The 17,612-nt window shown below is 75.7% G+C and carries 15 protein-coding genes; 9 read left to right on the forward strand and 6 right to left on the reverse strand.

Features of this window, described 5'->3' with window-relative positions:
* From ELQ39_RS30225 to ELQ39_RS30240, 4 genes are read left to right on the forward strand one after another with little or no spacing between them, the layout of a single operon-like run.
* Positions 1-693: a hypothetical protein gene (locus tag ELQ39_RS30225; RefSeq protein WP_225640507.1), complete on the forward strand. Its 693-nt coding sequence runs from the start codon at positions 1-3 to the stop codon at positions 691-693.
* Positions 690-1,679, forward strand: a complete 990-nt coding sequence (locus ELQ39_RS30230; RefSeq protein WP_190003154.1) for a DUF6895 family protein — start codon at positions 690-692, stop codon at positions 1,677-1,679. The genes ELQ39_RS30225 and ELQ39_RS30230 overlap by 4 nt, the downstream gene beginning before the upstream one ends.
* A complete protein-coding gene (locus tag ELQ39_RS30235; protein ID WP_190003155.1) occupies positions 1,676-2,596 on the forward strand; it encodes a DUF6895 family protein in 921 nt (306 codons plus the stop codon). The genes ELQ39_RS30230 and ELQ39_RS30235 overlap by 4 nt, the downstream gene beginning before the upstream one ends.
* Entirely contained in the window at positions 2,593-3,684 is a 1,092-nt protein-coding gene (locus ELQ39_RS30240) for a serine hydrolase domain-containing protein (RefSeq protein ID WP_242595062.1), read from the forward strand. The genes ELQ39_RS30235 and ELQ39_RS30240 overlap by 4 nt, the downstream gene beginning before the upstream one ends.
* 63 nt (positions 3,685-3,747) lie before the next feature.
* Here the strand turns inward: ELQ39_RS30240 and ELQ39_RS30245 are convergent, their stop codons facing one another.
* The 5 genes from ELQ39_RS30245 to ELQ39_RS30265 form a co-directional block, all read right to left on the reverse strand.
* Positions 3,748-5,118, reverse strand: coding sequence for a trypsin-like serine protease (locus ELQ39_RS30245; RefSeq protein WP_242595063.1), 1,371 nt, complete (start codon positions 5,116-5,118; stop codon positions 3,748-3,750).
* A gap of 155 nt (positions 5,119-5,273) precedes the next feature.
* Positions 5,274-6,941 carry an alkaline phosphatase D family protein gene (locus tag ELQ39_RS30250; protein WP_225628410.1) on the reverse strand — a complete coding sequence of 556 codons (1,668 nt, stop codon included), beginning with the start codon at positions 6,939-6,941 and terminating at the stop codon, positions 5,274-5,276.
* Positions 6,942-7,153: 212 nt separating this feature from the next.
* Positions 7,154-7,903, reverse strand: coding sequence for a metallophosphoesterase family protein (locus ELQ39_RS30255; RefSeq protein ID WP_242595064.1), 750 nt, complete (start codon positions 7,901-7,903; stop codon positions 7,154-7,156).
* Positions 7,900-8,184, reverse strand: a complete 285-nt coding sequence (locus tag ELQ39_RS30260) for a BON domain-containing protein (RefSeq protein ID WP_190003160.1) — start codon at positions 8,182-8,184, stop codon at positions 7,900-7,902. The genes ELQ39_RS30255 and ELQ39_RS30260 overlap by 4 nt, the downstream gene beginning before the upstream one ends.
* 23 nt (positions 8,185-8,207) lie before the next feature.
* Entirely contained in the window at positions 8,208-8,876 is a 669-nt protein-coding gene (locus tag ELQ39_RS30265; protein WP_242595065.1) for a nucleotidyltransferase family protein, read from the reverse strand.
* 406 nt (positions 8,877-9,282) lie between these two features.
* Between ELQ39_RS30265 and ELQ39_RS30270 the strand changes: the two genes are divergently transcribed.
* The 4 genes from ELQ39_RS30270 to ELQ39_RS30285 all read left to right on the forward strand — a co-directional run bounded on the left by ELQ39_RS30270 (position 9,283) and on the right by ELQ39_RS30285 (position 16,218).
* A complete protein-coding gene (locus ELQ39_RS30270; protein WP_242595066.1) occupies positions 9,283-9,837 on the forward strand; it encodes a hypothetical protein in 555 nt (184 codons plus the stop codon).
* A 19-nt stretch (positions 9,838-9,856) separates the two neighbouring features.
* Positions 9,857-14,182 carry a cation-translocating P-type ATPase gene (locus tag ELQ39_RS30275; protein WP_242595067.1) on the forward strand — a complete coding sequence of 1,442 codons (4,326 nt, stop codon included), beginning with the start codon at positions 9,857-9,859 and terminating at the stop codon, positions 14,180-14,182.
* Between the two features lie 193 nt (positions 14,183-14,375).
* Positions 14,376-15,449 (forward strand): zinc-dependent alcohol dehydrogenase family protein, encoded by a 1,074-nt coding sequence (locus ELQ39_RS30280; protein ID WP_225640499.1) that lies wholly within the window; start codon positions 14,376-14,378, stop codon positions 15,447-15,449.
* Positions 15,450-15,621: 172 nt separating this feature from the next.
* Entirely contained in the window at positions 15,622-16,218 is a 597-nt protein-coding gene (locus ELQ39_RS30285) for an Rv1733c family protein (protein ID WP_242595068.1), read from the forward strand.
* A 177-nt stretch (positions 16,219-16,395) separates the two neighbouring features.
* On the opposite strand, the gene ELQ39_RS30290 is transcribed toward ELQ39_RS30285, so the two are convergent.
* Positions 16,396-17,037: a class I SAM-dependent methyltransferase gene (locus ELQ39_RS30290; RefSeq protein ID WP_242595070.1), complete on the reverse strand. Its 642-nt coding sequence runs from the start codon at positions 17,035-17,037 to the stop codon at positions 16,396-16,398.
* A gap of 120 nt (positions 17,038-17,157) precedes the next feature.
* Between ELQ39_RS30290 and ELQ39_RS30295 the strand changes: the two genes are divergently transcribed.
* Entirely contained in the window at positions 17,158-17,610 is a 453-nt protein-coding gene (locus ELQ39_RS30295; protein WP_242595072.1) for a flavodoxin family protein, read from the forward strand.
* The last annotated feature ends 2 nt before the right edge of the window (positions 17,611-17,612 follow it).

A 17,612-nucleotide genomic window follows, 5' to 3' on the forward strand; every position in this document is an offset into this window, starting at 1 on the left:
ATGGAGCAGTCAGGCACCTCGACCCGCTTGCAGGCCGCGGTGCAGGACCTCGCTTCCGGTGTGGTCTCCGCCCTCAGGGGCGGGGACCACGCTCACGTGGTTCCCCCCGCGGGGACCGACGGGGAAGCGGGGGACCTCGCACTGGCCGCAGTACGCGTCCTGGGAGCGGACGCGTTGCTGCCGGGCCTGCTGTCACGCACTCCGCCCGATCCGGCAGAGCTGGCCGTCTTCCGCAAGGCGGTCGAGGCGTACCCGCCCCGCCCGGACGCCGCGCCCACCGTGCGCTGGAGCCACTGGGCGATGGCCCGTACCCTCCGCCGCGCCGATCCCTCCTCGGCGGAACCGCCGGCCGAGCCGGACACCGCGTGGCTGGACGGCGCCACCTGGCAGGTCCTCACCCACCAACTCGCCGTCCTGGCGCCCCTCGCGCTGCCCGGGGAGGACTGCGCGGTGCACCGCCTCGCCCAGCACCGCCCCGTGGACGTCGCCCGCGGCTTCGTCCGCGCGGTGCGCCGCAGGGACTGGCGGCAGGCCGCGGGCGCGGGACGCTGGCTGACCCTGCTGCCCGGCGTACCGGACACCGTCGGCCTGGAGTCCGGACTGGACTTCGTGGAGCTGATGGGCGGACAGGACCCGCTCGTCGCCCTCCAGGTGCAGGCCGCCCGCCGGATGCGGATGGGAGCACGCGGGTGACCGCGCTCGCCGAGGACCTCCGCACCGTCGCCGACGGCGCGCTGGCCTGGGTGGATGCCCACCGCGCCGGCTTCGCCCTCGGCGAGGACGCGCTCGCCGTCGACGGCGAGGTCGACCTGAGCTGGAAGCCGCTCGGCGAGCTCGCCCAGGTCTGCGCGACCGTCACCCGGCTCACCGAACCCGCCGACCCGCTGCACGCCCGAGCCCGCGGACTGCTGGACTTCGCCTGGCAGGAGACGCACGAGGGCGAGTTGTTCCTGCGGCTGCAGCGCCTGGAGCCGTTCGCCACCTACCCGCTGGAGGTGTACGCCGCGCTGGCCTCGGCCGGACTGCGGCACCCGGCCTTCGAACAGGCGGCCGCCGTGGTGGCGCGCACCCGGGGCTGGCGGCTCACCGAACAGGATCCGACGCGACGGCTCGGCGTCCTGCGCGCCGAGGAACGCTGCGGCGTCCACTCGCTCGGCCAGGCACCGCCGGGCCTGGAGCAGACCTGGCTCGGCGGACTGCCCGAGCCATGGACCTTCGGCCGCGACGCCGGATACGCCCTCACCCACGTCGTCTTCCACTGCAGCGACTGGGGGTGCGACGCGGCCGCCGTGCCGCCGGTCCTCGTCGCCTACCTGACGGACTGGCTGCCGCCCTGGCTCGACACCTGTCTGGAGGCGGGCATGTGGGACCTCGGTGGCGAACTCCTGGCCGTGGCCGCCGTCGTGGCCCGGACGACCGGCGAGGACCCGCCCGCCGACGCCTGGCAGCGCCTGGTCGCGGCCCGGGGCCCGGCCGGCGAGGTCCCTCTGGACGACCGGGACCTCGGCGACCTCGCCGCAGGACCCGGGGACGCCGACGGCGAACGCTACTTCCTGCACCACTACCACTCCACCCTCATGGCCGCCTTCGCCGCGGTCCTGGCAGGTGCCCGCCCGGACTCCCCGCCCGCGCGAGCCGCGGCGGGGCACCGGTACGGCGGACAAGGAGCGCCGGCATGACCGACACCCGTCTCGTCCACACCGTCGGTGTCGGCGCCATGGAATGGCTGTGGGCACACCGCGACGGCTTCCGGCTGGAGCCTGACGTGGACCCGGAAGTGGGCTTCCTGGAACGCTTCAAGCCGGTCGGAGAACTCGCCCTCGTCTGCAAGGTGCTCTTCCGCGAGGGCGTGGCGGGCTCCCGGCAGGCGGAACTGGCCCGCCGTCTGCTCGACCACGTCTGGCGAGAGACCCTGGACGGCGGCACCATGCTGGTGCGCGGTCAGCGCACCGAGCCGGCCTCCCCGGTCCCCTTCGAGGTGTACCTGCCGTTCCACGAACTCGGCTACAGCCATCCCGAGCTGGAGCGCCACGTCGTGCTGAACAACCGCCTCGACAGCTGGTCCGCCCTCGAGATCTCCCCCACCCGGCGGCTCGGACTGTCCGCGTTCCAGCGGCGCTTCGGCCTCACCCCGCGCCCCTCGGAGGCCGAGGCCCTGCGCTCCACCTGGCTGGCCCGCGCCCCCGAACCGTGGACCGTCGAGGGGCACATCGCCTACGACATCACGCACTGCGTGTTCCATCTGACCGACTGGGGCGAGAACCCCGGCGGACTGCCCCCGGACATCGCCGAGTACCTGGCGACCTGGCTGCCCGCGTGGATCGACGACTGGCTGGACCTGCGCCGCTGGGACCTGCTCGGCGAACTCCTCGTGGTGGACGCCTGCCTGCCCCGCCCCACCCTCGACGAGACGGCCTGGCGGGCCTTCGCCGCCGCCCAGCAGCCCGACGGCGCCATGCCCGCCATCCGCGACATGCCCGAGGGCGACGAGGAGGCCGTCTTCGACGTCGTCTACCACTCGACCCTGGTCGCCGCGTTCGCCTCGGTCCTGGCCACCTCCCGCGCCCTGACCGAGCTGGCCGGCGCCGCCTCATGACGACGGGGTACCGCACCTCCTGGCCGGGCCCGCCGGCCGGCCGGGAGGACCAGCCCTCCCGGAACCCCGGGGACGGTGGAGCCGGCTGGCCGGAGCGGCTGGCCGGAGCCGTCACCGCGGCCGACGCCCCCGACACCGTCTTCGCGCTCTCCCGCCACGGCCGCCGCACGGTCGTCACCGGCGGGACCGGCGGATCGCCCGGACGCCCCCGCGACCGGCTGCGCTACGAGATCGGCTCGGCCACCAAGGCGTTCACCGGACTGCTGCTGGCGCATCTGGTGGACAGCGGCCTCCTCACCGGAGGCGAGCCGGCAGCCGCCCTGCTCGGTGCCCGCCGCCCGCCCGGCCGCGCCCCCGTCACGCTCGCCCACCTGGTGACCCACACGGCCGGACTGCCCGCGCTCCCCGCCGACTTCTACCCGCGCGCGCTGCCCGCCTGGCGCACCAACCCCTACGCCCGTTACCCCGACGCCCGCGTCGTCGACGCCTTCCTGCGTCACCGCCCCCGCCACCGCCCCGGCACCCGCTGGCGCTACTCCAACTTCGGCGTCGCCGTCCTCGGCCACGCCCTCGGCGCGGCCACCGGAACCGACTGGCAGGACCTGCTCGCCGACCGCCTGCTCGCCCCCCTCGCCCTCCGCGACACCGCCACGCGCCCCTCGGACGGCGACGGGCTCGACGCCGTCGGTCATGGCAAGGACGGCACGGGCGCGCTGCCCGCCTTCGACGCGGGAGGCTTCCGGGCGGCCGGAGCGGTCCGCGCCACCCCGCACGACCTGCTCACCTTCCTGGAGGCCCACCTCGACCCCGACCGGTTCCCGCCGCTGACGGGCGCCCTCCGCGCCGTCCGCACCCCGGTGCTGCGCCGGGGGTTCGGGCACCGGCACGTGCACACGGTCGCCTGGTTCCGGCACCCCACGGACGGCGGGCCGCTGTACTTCCACAGCGGGGCCACCCTCGGCCAGCAGGCGTTCCTGGGCTTCCGGCCCGACACGGGCACCGCGCTCGCCGCCGTCTGCACCCGCCGCTTCCGCTCCGGCGACCCGTTCGTGTCCGCTGCTTACGCGCTGCTCGCCGAGGAGCACTAGAAGGCGGAAACGGCGTCGGCGGCGGTCCTCGGACCGCCGCCGACGCCGTTTCCGCCCGCCGTGTCAGACGCGCTGCCAGAGCGCCGGCGTCCCGGCGGGCGCCCACGCGCCCTGCGCCTGGTGGGTCTGCAGGCACTGGTACGTCACCCCGTCACGCGTGACGGTGGCGCCCGCCTCGTAGACCCGGCCGGCGGTCCACGCCTGCGCACCGGTCTCCTGCTCCCCGGGCGCGGCCTGCGCGGACGCCGTGACCAGCGTCAGTCCGTACTCGGAGAGGATCGGGTTGACCGGCTGGAAGAACGTCGTGCCGCCGCTGGCGCAGTTGCCGGAGCCGCCGGAGGTGACCCCCTGCGCCTGTGCGCCCGCGACGTACGGGCCGCCGGAGTCGCCCGGTTCCGCGCACACCGTCGTCCGGGTCAGCCCGTTGACCGTGCCCTCCGGGTAGCGGACGCTCGCGTCGTGCTGCTCGATCACCCCGCAGTGCCAGCCCGTGGTGGAGCCCGAACGGCACACCGACGCTCCGACGAGCGCCTGCGCCGAGCCGGTGACCTGGACCTCCTGGCCGTCCGCCGCCTTCACGTCGGGCGTGGGCGTCCACTGGCTCTGGGCGGCCACCCACGCCATGTCCCGCCCGGGGAACTCGGACGCCTGGAAGGTGCCCTGTGCGGTGCGGTCGTAGCCGGTGGTGGTCGCGCCCGCCCGGCCGCAGTGCCCGGCCGTCACGAATCCGCCCTGGCTGCCCTGGGTGACGGAGAAGCCGACGGAGCAGCGGGCCGAGTCGTTGATGTAGTACGCGTCGCCGCCGGTGATGTCCTGCAGCAGCCGGGGCCGTTCGGGGGCAAGGCGGATGCCGACGTCCTCGCCCGCCACGCCCGCGGCCTCCACGAAGGCGGTGCCCGCGGCCTGGTCGACGGCCTGCACCACGACCTGGTTCCTCACCACGTCGACGTACCAGACGGGCGTGTCGACGGTGGAGACGCGGCCGGCCGCCGCGTCCAGCTTCTCCTTCGCCGCCTGCAGCGCCGCCAGCGGCCGCTCGACCACATGCGCCGTGGCGCCCTCGGCCTTGATGGCCGCCACGTCCTTGGCGTCCGTGGTGGCGACCGTCAGCTCGTCGGCGGTCGCGCCCCGCAGCCAGGCGCCCGCGTACCGCTCGCCCAGGGAGTTGCGCAGCCGGCCGGCGCGGGTGCCCGCCTCGGCCTCGTTGACCAGACGCTCGGACGCCTGCTCCTCGTTGAGCTTCAGGTCGCGCTGGAGGGCGCTGAGCAGGTGCGGGGAGGGCCGGTCGGCGCCGAGGGTCTGGGCCGCCCCGGGCGCGGGCCCCCCGGCGGGGGAGGCGTCGGCCGCCGCGGCGTGGGGGAGTCCGGCGAGGACGAGGGCGCCGAGTGCCACGAGCGCCGAGCGGCGCGCGGTCCGGGCGTGTCTGAGGACCATTCGGTACGTCTCCATTCGTTGGGGCGGCGTAGCTGTCGCGGAGACCGTTTCCCTGCCCGGTGCGCCCGACGGGATGTCAGGACACGCCGGAATTCGCACGTTCGGTACGGCGACGGGCCCCGTGTGCAGTACGCGGGGGTATCGGACGGGTGACGTCACACGGGCGTCAGGCCGGGCGCGCCGGCCTCGGTGACGAAGGAGGCCGCGGTGGAGACGGCCGCGCCCGGTGTGGTCACGGCGGGCACGGTGCGGAAGTCGGCGCGGGCGTTCTCCCGGTTCAGCTCCACCCGCAGGTAGCCGCGCCGCCCGTCGTAGAAGCGCAGGTGCGGGTTGGCCCTCATGTAGGTGTCCCAGTTGGCCGGACGCTGCGTCCCGTCGCGGCCGCTGGTGACGGAGGTGCAGGTGAGCTCCGTGCCGACGGTGACGGAGGCGGGGTCGTCGAAGTCGTCCTTGACGTCGAAGGCGTACGCCACGTGGACGTCGCCGGTGAGCACCAGCCAGTTGTCGACGCCGGCCCGCTTCGCCCCGGCGACGAGCCGGCCGCGGCTCGCGCGGTAGCCGTCCCAGGCGTCCATGGACAGCTTGGCCTCCGCCTCGAGGTCCAGCCGGCGCTGCGAGAAGCACACCTGCTGCGGCATCACGTTCCACAGCGCGGCGGAGGACGCCCACCCGTCGAGCAGCCAGCGCTCCTGGGCGTCCCCGGTGAGGGTGCGCGCCGGGTCGTCCGACTCCGGTCCCGGCACGTGCGGGACGTCGTCGTAGGCCTGGTCGGAGCGGTACTGGCGGGTGTCGAGGACGTCGAACTGGGCGAGGGTGCCCCAGTGCAGCCTGCGGTACAGCCGGGCGTCCGGCCCGTCGGGGAGCTGTCCCGCGCGCAGCGGCTGGTTCTCCCAGTAGGCGCGGTAGGCGGCGGCCCGCCGCGCCAGGAACAGCGCCGGGTCGCTGCCGTTCTCGTCGTGCTCCGCCGCGTAGTTGTTCTCCGTCTCGTGGTCGTCCCAGGTGACGACGAACGGGTGCGCGGCGTGCGCCGCCCGCAGGTCCGGGTCGCTTCTGTAGAGCGCGTACCGCATCCGGTAGTCCGCGAGGGTCGTCGTCTCCCGGTTGAACACGGACGGCAGCACCCGGTCCGTGTAGTTACGGGCGCCGCCCGCGGAGTTGACGGCGTACTCGTAGAGGTAGTCGCCGAGGTGGAACACCACGTCGACGTCCTCGCGCGCCAGGTGCCGGTGCGCGGTGTAGTAGCCGTCGTGGTACGCCTGGCAGGCGACCGCGGCCAGCCGCAGCCGTGTGACGTCGTCGCCGGCGGCGGGCGCGGTGCGGGTGCGGCCCGCGGGGCTGATCCAGGCGCCGGTGCGGAAGCGGTAGTGGTACGTCGTCGCCGGGTCGAGACCCCGTAGGTCGACGCGGACGCTGTGCGCGTACTCGGGGTGGGCGAGGGCGGTGCCGGAGCGCACGACCAGGGCGAAGGACTCGTCGAGCGCGAGCTCCCAGGCCACCTCCACCTGCTGCTGCCCCAGACCGCCGTCCGGCGTGAAGGGCGCCGGGGCGAGCCGCGTCCAGATCAGCACCGAGTCCGGCAGCGGGTCGCCGGACGCGACGCCGAGGGTGAACGGGTCCTCGGTGATGCGGGCCGTCTCGAGCCGGGGCGCGGCGAACGCGCCGCGTGCGGGGAGGTTGCTGGAGAAGGCGAGGGCGGCGGCCGCGCCGGTGAGGGTCAGGAAGCGACGGCGTGACACATGGCGGGCGGCGGTGCGCAGTTCGACGTCGTGAGGTGTGGGGGTGAGCGCGGAGGCAGGTCGTCCGGTGCGGCCCGGCAGCGCCATGCGGGGTCCTCTCGTACGGGGCGGGGTGAACGGGAGCCGCAGGCGGGCGGGGCCGCGGACACGAAGATCTGCATGCTAAGCAGACGAAATGCTCGTCAGATGCATGCCGGACGTGTGCCGTGCGGGGCGTTCACACCACAGGCGGTACGGGGGAGGGGCACACATGAAAGCGCCGTCGGCATGACCGACGGCGCTTCAGGAACCTCGGGGGATCAGACGGCGTCCGCGCCCACCCGCTCGCGCAGCGGCAGGTGGTACACGTGGAAGGCCCGTCCGATCACCGGCTGGGCGACGTTGCGCACCTTGACGCCGCCCGTGGTCATGCCGTGCTCGCTGCCGGCGTGCGCGTGCCCGTGCACGGCGAGGTCGGCGCCGGCCGTGTCGATCGCCTCGGCCAGCAGGTAGCTCCCCAGGAACGGATAGATCTCCGGCGGCTCCCCCGCGAGCGTCTCCGGCACGGGGGAGTAGTGGGTGAGGGCGATCCGCACGTCGCAGTCCTCCTCCGCCAGCCGCTCCAGCGCGGTCCGCAGACCGTCCGCGCAGCGGCGGGAGACCCGTACGAACTCCTTCATCACCGGCTCCCCGAACTCCCCGGCGCTCGCCCCGACGAACCCGCCGCCGAAGCCCTTCGTGCCGGCCACCCCGACCCGCGCGTCCCCGATCGTCAGGACCGTCGCCTCGCCCTCCAGGACGTGCGCGCCCGCGTCCCGCAGCAGCTCGGACACCTCGTCCTGGCGGTCGTCGTGATGGTCGTGGTTGCCCAGCACCGCCACCACCGGCACCCCGAGGCCGCGGATCTCGTCGGCGACCACCCGCGCCTCGTCCGTGGTGCCGTGCCGGGTGAGGTCCCCGGCCAGCAGCAGCACGTCCGCGCAGTCGGGCAGGGTGTCGAAGGCGGGGCGCAGCACGCCCCGGGTGTCGGGCCCCATGTGGATGTCCCCGACGGCGGCGACCCTGATCATGACAGCTCCTCCGCGTGGTCGGGGGACGAGGACTCGCTCACGACGAGATCGCAGTGCACGTCGAGCCCGCCGAGCTCCTCGCGCACCACCTCCAGGACGTCGTCCCGGCAGCGGGCCGACGGCACGGTCCCGGTGACCAGGACGGCCTGGCCGCGGACCTCGGCGTGCACACCGAGCTCGCCCAGCTCGCCCGAGGCGAGGCGGTCCTGGAAGTGGGCGACGCGGTACTCGGGACCCGCGGGCGGGGCGCCGCCCGCCGGACCGGCGTCGTGGGTGTTCATGGGGGTTCCCTTCCACGGGCGGGTCAGATGACGTTCAGGCGTTCCAGCAGGAAGAAGAAGGCGGCGGGCATGGGCGCGTCGCCGCAGTCGCGGCGCACCTGCTCCCAGTCGACCTTCTCGCGCAGGGCGCGGGCGATGGGCAGCACGGCGCCGAAGTCGCAATGGTGCTCGGAGAACGCGGCGATCAGACCGGTGAGCAGGTCGGTCGGCGCGAGGACCGGCATCCGCACCGACTCCACGGGGAGCTCCTCCGCGCGGCGCAGCATCTCCTCCGAGACCGGGCGGTGCGCCAGCTCGAAGATGACGTCGACGTCCTGCCCGAAGCAGGTCGCCTTGATCAGCCAGTCCTCGGGCGGGCTGTAGACGGTCAGCCCGGCGTCCCGCAGCGTGGCGGCGACCGGGCCCGCGTCCTCCGGGCGGACGCAGAAGTCGACGTCGTGCTGGAGGTTGCCGCTGCCGCCATGGGCGTGCACGGCGACGCTGCCCGCAAGCGCGAAGAGATGCCCGCCCCGCTTCAGCACCGCGCCCACCTGCTTGGCCGCCTCCAGGATGGCCTGGTTGCGGTCGCGCGGCAGGTCCGCCTCGTCGACGGGCTGGACCGGTAGCGCCTCCCCGGGGCCCTCGGAGGCCAGACGGAGCTCAGGCGCCCCCGGCCGCCACGTCCGGACGGCGTCCTCGCCGTTCTCCGCCATGACCACTCCTTCCACCACACCGGCTACGCCAGTTCCTGGTACCCGACACCCCCACTTCGACACGGGGCGCCTGCAGGGGCGCGGGGAACGGCGCGCCCAGCCCCCCACGGCCGCCGACGCACCGGCCCTGGCACACGCCTCGGCAGGGGCGCGGGGAACTGCGCGCCCAGCCCCCACGGTCCGCGGCCGCCGACGCACCGGTCCCGGCACACGCCCCCGTAGGGGCGCGGGGAACTGCGCGCCCAGCCCCCACCGCCCTGCCCACCGCGCCCCCCGAGACAGCCGCGGGCACCCCGCGACCAACCGCTTCGGCCGTACCCGAGCGGCGCGCCCCCCGCTCCCGCCCGACGATGGGCCCAAGGTCCACAAAAGAAGCGGACACGCGTGTCCGGTGCTGGAGGTCGACATGGAGCAGGAAACGCCGCGCGCGTCGGAACTTCCGCAACCCCTGCGGGCCGTCGCCTCGCACCTGAGCCGCCTGCCGGGCGCGGGCCACGTCGGCCGGGCGGCCGGAGCCGCCCTCGACACCCTCGGCGCGGTGTCCCCCCGCGGCCGCCGCATCGCCGTCTACACCGGCGCGGGCGTCCTGGGCGTCGCCGGCCTGGTGGAGTGGCCCGTCGCCCTCACCGGCGCGGCGGTCGCCTGGCTCACCAAGCCGCGGGACGAACAGAAAACCGCCGACGGAACGCCGCGCACCCACGCCGATGAGGAGGCGTGGGCCGCAGCGACCCGCGAGGGTGTGGTCCCCGAGGGCGGCGCCCCCGGCCGCGGCGACATGCACCCGGACCGCGACACCGGCCCCGGCGACCGTCTCACCCCCACCCGCCACCACCCCGCCCCGCGCGTCCAGCCCGCCAAGGTCGGCGACGAAGGCACCGCGTCCGCGCTGAAGAAGGTGGCCGCGGCGACCGGACACGACGACTCCTCCGGGCGGCCGGGCCACACCCGGCGCTCCGACTGAGCCGGGGACGGGATCCCGCATGTTCGCACTGCTCGACGTAGCCCCCTTCGCCGGCGCCGTGGCGGGCGCCGCCGCCGGAATGGCCCGCGGCACCGTCCACGGCGTGACGTCCCTCCACGACACCACCCGCCGGCTGACGCACGTCGCCCGCAACGCCCTCGGCGCCGACCGCCACTGGCGGGCCGGCCACCGCGTGCACCTCGCGCTGCGGCACCCCGACGCGGCCGTCGGCCCCCTCGCCCGCGAGGCCGCCGCCGAGCTGCTGGAACACCCCGACGTCGTCACCGCGTACTGGGACGAGGGGCTGGCCCGGCTCGTGGTGACGGCCGTGACCGACGCGGCCGGCGACCGCGTCGCCGAGCGGGCCGTCGCCGTCGCCGGGCGCCTCGGGCTCACCGAGGACGCCGGCCCCGGGCCGGAGGCCGGGACCACGCACCCCGGTGACCCGCGCGAGGTGCGGGTCGCCGCCGCCGCGCTGCTGCTGGACGCCGCCGGTGCGGCCGGCGCCCTCGCGGGCCGGTCGCTGGGGCTGCCGCGCAGCCCCAAGGGGGTCACCGCCCTCGTCACCCTGCTCCGCGAGAATCCCCGCTTCCGCGCCCGGCTGCGCGAGCGGCTCGGCGGCAGCGGCATGGAGCTGCTGCTCGCCGCCGCGAACGCCGCCGCGCACGGCGCCGCCCAGTCCCCGGTGTCGCTGCTGCTCGACGGGCTGCTGCGCGCCGGGCAGCTCACCGAGGCGACGGCCCGTGCGGCCGCCTTCGAGGCGCTCCACGACGACGTGTGCCGGGAGCGGCGCACCAGCGTGCCGCCCGTGCCCGGTGTCCGCCCGCCCCTGCGCGTGACCCCGGCGCAGGCGTACGCGGCGAACGCCGGCACCGGCAGCGTGGCCGGGGCCGCCGCCACCCTCCTCGTCACCCACGACACCGGCGAGGCGGCCGAGGCCGTACTGGCGGGCTCGCCGAAGGCCGCGCGCTACGGCCCCGCCGCCTTCAACTCCGTGCTGGGCACCGAACTCGCCCGCACGGGCGTGCTGGTGCGCGGCGGCGACCGGCTGCGCCAGCTGGAGATCGCCGACTCGCTGGTGCTGCACGCCGACGCCCTGCGCAGCCTGCCCCCGGCCGAGGACGAGGAGCCCGCGCCGTACCACGACCCCGTCCACCCCTGGGCTGAGGCGGTGCTCGACGCGGCCCGCAGGGCCGGGCTGCACGTCGTCGTCACCGGCGGCTCGGAGCTGAAGGACATCACCCGCCTCGCCGACGAGGTCGCCCCCGCCGACCTGCCGTTCGGCGACGCCGTCCGTGCCCTCCAGCAGGACGGGCACATCGTCGTCAGCGTGGCCAGGGTGCCCGTCGGCGGGGACCGGGACATCGCGGACGGGCTGCCCGCGGGGGACGTGGCGATCGCGCTCACCGACGGCAGCTCGGCGGTCCCGTGGGGGGCCGACGCCCTCGCCCCCGGCGGACTCGCGGACGTGTGGCGGCTGCTCACCGCGATCCCGGCGGCCCGCCGCGTCGGCCGCCGCTCGCAGACCCTGGCCCGCGCGGGCGCCGCCCTCTCCGGGCTGCTGGTGGCCCGTGGCGGAACCCCCGGCGGTCGCGTGTGGCAGCGGCTCACCCGCCACGCCCCGGTGAACGTCGCCGCGGCCGGCGCCCTTCTCACCGGCTGGACCGAGGCCGTCCGCGTGGCTCGCGCCGCGCCGCCCGAACCCCGGCTGCACGTGCCCTGGCACGCCCTCGAACCGCACGAGGCGCGCACCCTCCTGCGGCACGCCCGTACCGAGGCCGAACCGGTCGGGCTCGACCTGCTCGGCGACCGCGTGCGGCAGCGGGCCGCGCGCCTGGCCCGGACCGGCGCCGCCGCGCCCGCCCGCTGGACCTGGGAGGCGGCCGGCGCGGTCCGCCGTGAGCTGGACGACCCGCTCACCCCGGTCCTCGCCACCGGCGCGGTCGCCTCGGCGCTGCTCGGCTCACTGGTGGACGCGCTGCTGGTGGTCGGCGCGATGGACCTCAACGCGGTCGCGGGCGGCCTCCAGCGGCTGCGCGCCGAACGCGCCCTCGCCCGGCTCGCCGCCCGTCAGCAGCCCCGGGCGCGGCGCCACCTCACCGACCACCGGACGGTCACCGTCGACGCCACCCGACTGCGGCCGGGCGACCACATCGACCTCGCGGCTGGCGACGTCGTGCCGGCGGACGCGCGGCTGCTGAGCGCCGACGGGCTGGAGGTCGACGAGTCGTCGCTCACCGGCGAGTCACTGCCCGTGGCCAAGAACGTCGAGGCGACGCCGGGCGCACCGGTGGCACGGCGGACCTGCATGGTCTTCGAGGGCACCACCGTGGTGGCGGGACGGGCCGAGGCGCTCGTGGTGGACACCGGCGACCACACCGAGGCGGGCCGCGCCGTCGCCCTCGCCTCCCGCACACCGCCGCCCGCCGGTGTGCAGGCCCGGCTGCAGGAACTGACCCGCAAGGCGCTGCCCGTCACCCTCACCGGCGGAGCGCTGGTGACCGGCCTGTCCCTGCTGCGCGGCAGCCCGCTGCGGCGCGCCGTCAGCGGCGGGGTCGCGGTGGCCGTCGCCGCCGTGCCCGAGGGGCTGCCGCTGGTCGCGACCGTCGCACAGATGGCCGCCGCCCGCCGCCTGTCCCGCCGGGGCGTGCTGGTGCGCACCCCGCGCACCCTGGAGGCGCTGGGCCGGGTCGACACCATGTGCTTCGACAAGACCGGCACCCTCACCGAGAACCGCCTCCGTCTGGTGCGGGCCGCCACCGCCGACGGCGCCGTCCTGGCCCCGGACGACGAACGGGCCGTACCGGTCGTACGGATGGCCGCGCGTGCCTGCCCCCAGGAGGAGACCGCCGAGGGCCGCAAGGTCGCGCACGCCACCGACGAGGCCGTGCTGGACGCCGCGCCGCCCGACGAGGACTGGGCCCCGGCCGGCGAACTGGCCTTCGAGGCCAGCCGTGGTTACGCGGCGGCCGTGGGGCGGGACGGCGAGGACGGCGCGTACCTCGTCGTCAAGGGCGCCCCCGAGACGGTGCTGCCCGCGTGCGCGGACCTGCCGGAGGGGGCGGCCGGCGCCGCCCACACCCTCGCCGGGCAGGGACTGCGCGTCCTCGCCGTCGCCCGCCGCCGGTACGAGGGCGCCGACCCGGAGGCGGAGGTGCAGGCCGGCCTCTCCGGCCTGGAGCTCGTCGGCTTCGTCGCCCTCGCGGACGTGCCCCGCGACACCTCCCGGGAACTCCTCACCGCCCTGCGGAAGTCCGGCATCGTGCCCGTCATGCTCACCGGCGACCACCCGGAGACCGCCCGCGCCATCGCCCTGCAACTGGGCTGGCCCGAGGAGACCGAGGTGGTCACCGGCGACGACCTGGTCGCCATGGGCCGCGCCGAACGGGTCCGGGCCCTGCACGGCGCCGGGGTCGTCGCCCGTGTCGCGCCCGAGCAGAAGCTGCACGTCGTGGAGGCCCTCCAGCAGGCCGGGCGGGTGGTGGCGATGGCCGGCGACGGCGCCAACGACGCCGCCGCCATCCGCGCGGCCGACGTGGGCGTCGGCATCGAGGCCCGCGGCTCCGCCGCCGCACGCAACGCCGCCGACATCGTCCTCACCGGCGGCGACCTGTCCGTCCTGGTGGACGCCTTCGCCGAGGGCCGGGCGCTGTGGCGCAGCGTGGCCGACGCGGTGAGCATCCTCATCGGCGGCAACGCCGGCGAGGTCGGCTTCAGCGTGCTCGGCACCCTGCTCGCCGGCTCCTCGCCGCTGTCCACCCGCCAGCTGCTGCTGGTGAACCTGCTCACCGACATGTTCCCGGCCATGGCCGTGGCGGTGACGCCGAGCAACGACCCGTCCACGGAGGCGCACGCAGCGACCGGTCCGATGGGCCTCGACGTGCTCGGCACGCCGCTGCTGCGCTCCATCCGGCGGCGCGGCGTCACCACCTGCCTGGGCGCGGTCACGGCGTACCTGATCGGCCGGTTCACCCCCGGCACCGAACGCCGCTCCACCACCATGGCGCTGTGCGGGGTGGTCGGCGCACAGCTGGTGCAGACCCTCTCCGGACGCCGCCACAGCACTCTGGTGTGGGTGACCGCGCTGGGCTCCGCCGCGGTCCTCGCCGCGCTGGTGCAGACGCCCGGCGTCAGCCACTTCTTCGGCTGCGTCCCCCTGGGTCCGGTCGCCTGGACGGGCGTCGCCCTCGCCATCACCCTCTCCGCCCTGGCCCCCCGCCTGGAACACCTGGCCGCGGTACGCCACCTGTACGCCCTGGCGGCCCGTCTCACCCAACGCCTGACGGACTCGGCCCGCCACACCCGGCACGCCCTCCACACCGGCATGGCCCGCCCGGTCGCCTGAACCGGGTCGTCCGACCCGGCGTCCGCCGGCGGCCCCCGGCCTCGGCGGCAAGAGGCCCGTGTCGGCAGAACGGGCGAACCGCGCACACACTGGAAGTGCAGGGCGGTTCCGGACACCCCGGCTCCGCCGACGCAGGCGGGTGCGTGCGCCCCGCGCCGAGGCCCGCCGCTCAGCGTGAAGGGTGAGGATCGGCATGAAGGGTTACGTCTTCCACGGCCCCGGGCAGTCCGCCTGGGAGGAGGTTCCCGATCCGGAGATCCGGGAGCCCGGCGACGTCATCGTCCGCGTCGACGCCGTCACCATCTGCGGGACGGACCTGCACATCCTCAAGGGCGACGTGCCCGAGGTGCGTCCCGGGACCGTCCTCGGACACGAGGCGGTCGGCGAGGTGGTCGAGGCCGGCGCCGACGTCCGTACCGTACGGCCCGGTGACCGGGTCCTGGTCTCCTGCATCACCGCGTGCGGCCGCTGCCGCTTCTGCCGCGAGGGCATGTACGGGCAGTGCCGGGGCGGCGGAGGCTGGATCCTCGGGCATCTCGTCGACGGCACGCAGGCCGAGTACGTACGGGTGCCGTTCGCCGACCTGTCGGTGTACCCGCTGCCCGGCGCCCTCGCCAACGAGGACGCGGTGCTGCTGGCGGACATCTTCCCCACGGCCTACGAGGTGGGCGTGCTCAACGGGCGCGTGCGGCCCGGCGACACGGTCGTCGTGGTCGGCGCCGGACCGGTCGGGCTGGCCGCCATCGCCACGGCCCGGCTGTTCGGCCCCGAGCGCGTGGTCGCGGTGGACCTGGCGGCGTCCCGGCTCCAGGCGGCGAAGGAGTTCGGCGCCGACGCGGTGGCCGACGCGAGCGAGGGCCCCGAGCAGCTGGTCGAGGACCTCACCGGGGAGCTCGGCGCGGACGTGGTGATCGAGGCGGTCGGCGTCCCGGAGACCTTCGAACTGTGCACCCGGGTGGTGCGCCCCGGCGGGCACGTCGCCAACGTCGGCGTGCACGGCACGCCCGCCACGCTGCACCTCGAGGACCTCTGGATCAAGAACGTCACCATCACCACCGGCCTCGTCGACACGCACTCCACGCCCGCCCTGCTGCGGATGGCCGCGTCCGGCCGGCTGCCCACCCGGCGTCTGGTCTCCCACACCTTCCCCCTGGACCAGATGCAGGAGGCGTACGACGTGTTCGCCAACGCCGCCGAGACGGGCGCGCTCAAGGTCGTCCTCGGCGTCCCGCAGCACGAGGTCGTCCCGGTGCACCCGACGATCTGACCGCCGGACGGAGCGGCGGGACCCGGCCGTCCCGCCCTCCTGCCGCACCGGTCCGGGACGGACGGGCGGACCCGTTCACGGAAAGGCCCGTTCCGCCCGTGCGGGCCGGGGGAGAACGGGCCACCCTGGAGGTGACGGCGCGATCGGCACCCGCGCGAGGAGGTGACCTCCCATGGCGACGACGCATGGTGCGAGGCCCAAGGTGCCCTGGTGGCGATGGCGGAGCAATCCGCTGTGCCGCCGCAGCGACGTCGCCGAGGCCTGGCTGCTGATCGCCACGGCCGTCCTCGCGCTCGTCCTCTCGGGGTTCGCCGGGATCGCGGCGGCCGGCGCCGTCGACGCGTCCCTCGACGACCGCCGCGAGCGCACCCGCCCGGTTGCGGCCGTGCTGGCCGAGAACGCGCGCGACGCGGCCCCCGTGCCCGTGTCCGAGAACGGCGACGGCGGCGTCTGGGCCGAGGTGCGCTGGACCGCTCCCGACGGCACCCGCCACACCGGGCGGGCCCAGGTCCCCGCGGACGGCGAGAAGGGCGACCAGGTCACCGTCTACAACGACGGGGACGGCCGCCTCGTGTCCGCGCCGCCCGAGGGCGCCGAGGCGGGCTTCCAGGTCGCGATGGCCGGTCTCACCGTGGCCTTCGTCACCGGGGGCATGGTGCTGCTCTGCGGATGGATCGCCCGCGCCCGGCTGCGGCTGCGCCGCCTGGACCTCTGGGAGGCCGAGTGGAGGCAGGTCGAACCGGCCTGGCGCAAGCGCATGACCGGCTGATGCCCGTGCCGTACGGCATACCGCCCCCAGGGCGCCGCGTGCACCGCGCACCGCCCCGCTGCACCTTCGTGATCTGCATGCTGTCCGGCGTCCTCGCCGGCCGGGCCCAACTCCCTCGCGACCTCCAGGCCACGCAGAGGGGACCGGCCCGTGTCGTGACGGCGCGGGCGGCCGGCGTCAGGCGTCGCCGCGCCGGCAGTGCAGGAACAGATGCGGCTCCGGGCGCGCTTCCGGATGGCTCGGGGTGAACATCGTGCTCTCCTCCCGCTCCACCGTCAGGCCCGCTTCCCGCACCATGCCGATGACGTCCTGCGCGGCGAAGCTGGTGACCCGCACCGGCTGACCCATGAACGCCCCGTCGAACTCCTCCACGTCCAGCGGCACCGTGGCCAGCACCAGCAGACCGCCCGGCCTGAGCGCGGCCGTCAGCCGGCGCACCAGATCCCGCTGCTCCGCCCGCGTCATCTGCAGCAGCGAGAAGTACACGCAGACCGCGTCGTACGAGCCCTCCGGGAGCGGCATCCGCAGGACGTCGTCGCACCGGAACTCGGCCTCGGGCACCTGCCGGGAGGCGATCTCCACCATCACCGGCGACACGTCGACGCCGAGCACCTTGTGTCCCGCTCCGGCCAGCGTGGCGGCCGTGGGCCGTCCGGTGCCGCTGCCGACGTCCAGCACGGTGCTGCCGGGGGAGAGCCGTTCGAGCAGCCAGGTGAGCGACGCCCGGTGGGCCGCGGAGGACGCGAACGCCTTCTCGTAGTCACTGCCCAGCGCGTCGAACACCGCCGCCGCCGGGGACCCGTGCACCTCGCCGCCCACGACCCACCTCGCTTCCCTCGCCGATGCCGGGCATCGTGCCACTCGCGAGCCCCCGTCACAACGGCACCTCGCCGGGGCCCGGTTTGCGGACGCGGCGCCCGGCACGGCAGGGTCGGGGATGTGCCGACCCTGCTGATCGTCCACCACACGCCCTCGCCGAACTGTCAGGCGATGTTCGAAGCCGTCGTCTCCGGCGCCACCGCCCCGGAGATCGAAGGGGTCCGGGTGGTGCGCCGTCCCGCGCTGTCCGCGACCGCCGCCGACGTCCTCGACGCCGACGGCTTTCTGCTCGGCACCCCCGCCAACCTCGGCTACATGTCGGGCGCGCTCAAGCACTTCTTCGACCAGATCTACTACCCCTGCCTGGACACCACGCAGGGCCGCCCCTTCGGGTACTACGTGCACGGCGGCAACGACGTCACCGGCGCCGTGCGCGGCATCGAGTCGGTCACCACCGGCCTCGGCTGGCGCCGCGCCGCCGAGGCGGTGACCGTCACGGGCGAACCCGACAAAGCGGCCCTGGAGCGCTGCTGGGAGCTGGGTGCCACGATCGCGGCGGGGCTGGCGGACTGACG

The sequence above is a fragment of the Streptomyces sp. GB4-14 genome, assembly GCF_022696125.1.
GTDB lineage: Bacteria > Actinomycetota > Actinomycetes > Streptomycetales > Streptomycetaceae > Streptomyces > Streptomyces werraensis.

What these genes read in the sequence shown, in the direction of transcription:
- ELQ39_RS30225 (WP_225640507.1), top strand. Translation starts at nt 1, where the DNA reads ATGGAGCAGTCAGGCACCTCGACCCGCTTGCAGGCCGCGGTGCAGGAC.
- ELQ39_RS30235 (WP_190003155.1), top strand. Translation starts at nt 1,676, where the DNA reads ATGACCGACACCCGTCTCGTCCACACCGTCGGTGTCGGCGCCATGGAA.
- ELQ39_RS30240 (WP_242595062.1), top strand. Translation starts at nt 2,593, where the DNA reads ATGACGACGGGGTACCGCACCTCCTGGCCGGGCCCGCCGGCCGGCCGG.
- ELQ39_RS30245 (WP_242595063.1), bottom strand. Translation starts at nt 5,118, where the DNA reads ATGGTCCTCAGACACGCCCGGACCGCGCGCCGCTCGGCGCTCGTGGCA.
- ELQ39_RS30250 (WP_225628410.1), bottom strand. Translation starts at nt 6,941, where the DNA reads ATGGCGCTGCCGGGCCGCACCGGACGACCTGCCTCCGCGCTCACCCCC.
- ELQ39_RS30255 (WP_242595064.1), bottom strand. Translation starts at nt 7,903, where the DNA reads ATGATCAGGGTCGCCGCCGTCGGGGACATCCACATGGGGCCCGACACC.
- ELQ39_RS30260 (WP_190003160.1), bottom strand. Translation starts at nt 8,184, where the DNA reads ATGAACACCCACGACGCCGGTCCGGCGGGCGGCGCCCCGCCCGCGGGT.
- ELQ39_RS30265 (WP_242595065.1), bottom strand. Translation starts at nt 8,876, where the DNA reads ATGGCGGAGAACGGCGAGGACGCCGTCCGGACGTGGCGGCCGGGGGCG.
- ELQ39_RS30270 (WP_242595066.1), top strand. Translation starts at nt 9,283, where the DNA reads ATGGAGCAGGAAACGCCGCGCGCGTCGGAACTTCCGCAACCCCTGCGG.
- ELQ39_RS30275 (WP_242595067.1), top strand. Translation starts at nt 9,857, where the DNA reads ATGTTCGCACTGCTCGACGTAGCCCCCTTCGCCGGCGCCGTGGCGGGC.
- ELQ39_RS30280 (WP_225640499.1), top strand. Translation starts at nt 14,376, where the DNA reads ATGAAGGGTTACGTCTTCCACGGCCCCGGGCAGTCCGCCTGGGAGGAG.
- ELQ39_RS30285 (WP_242595068.1), top strand. Translation starts at nt 15,622, where the DNA reads ATGGCGACGACGCATGGTGCGAGGCCCAAGGTGCCCTGGTGGCGATGG.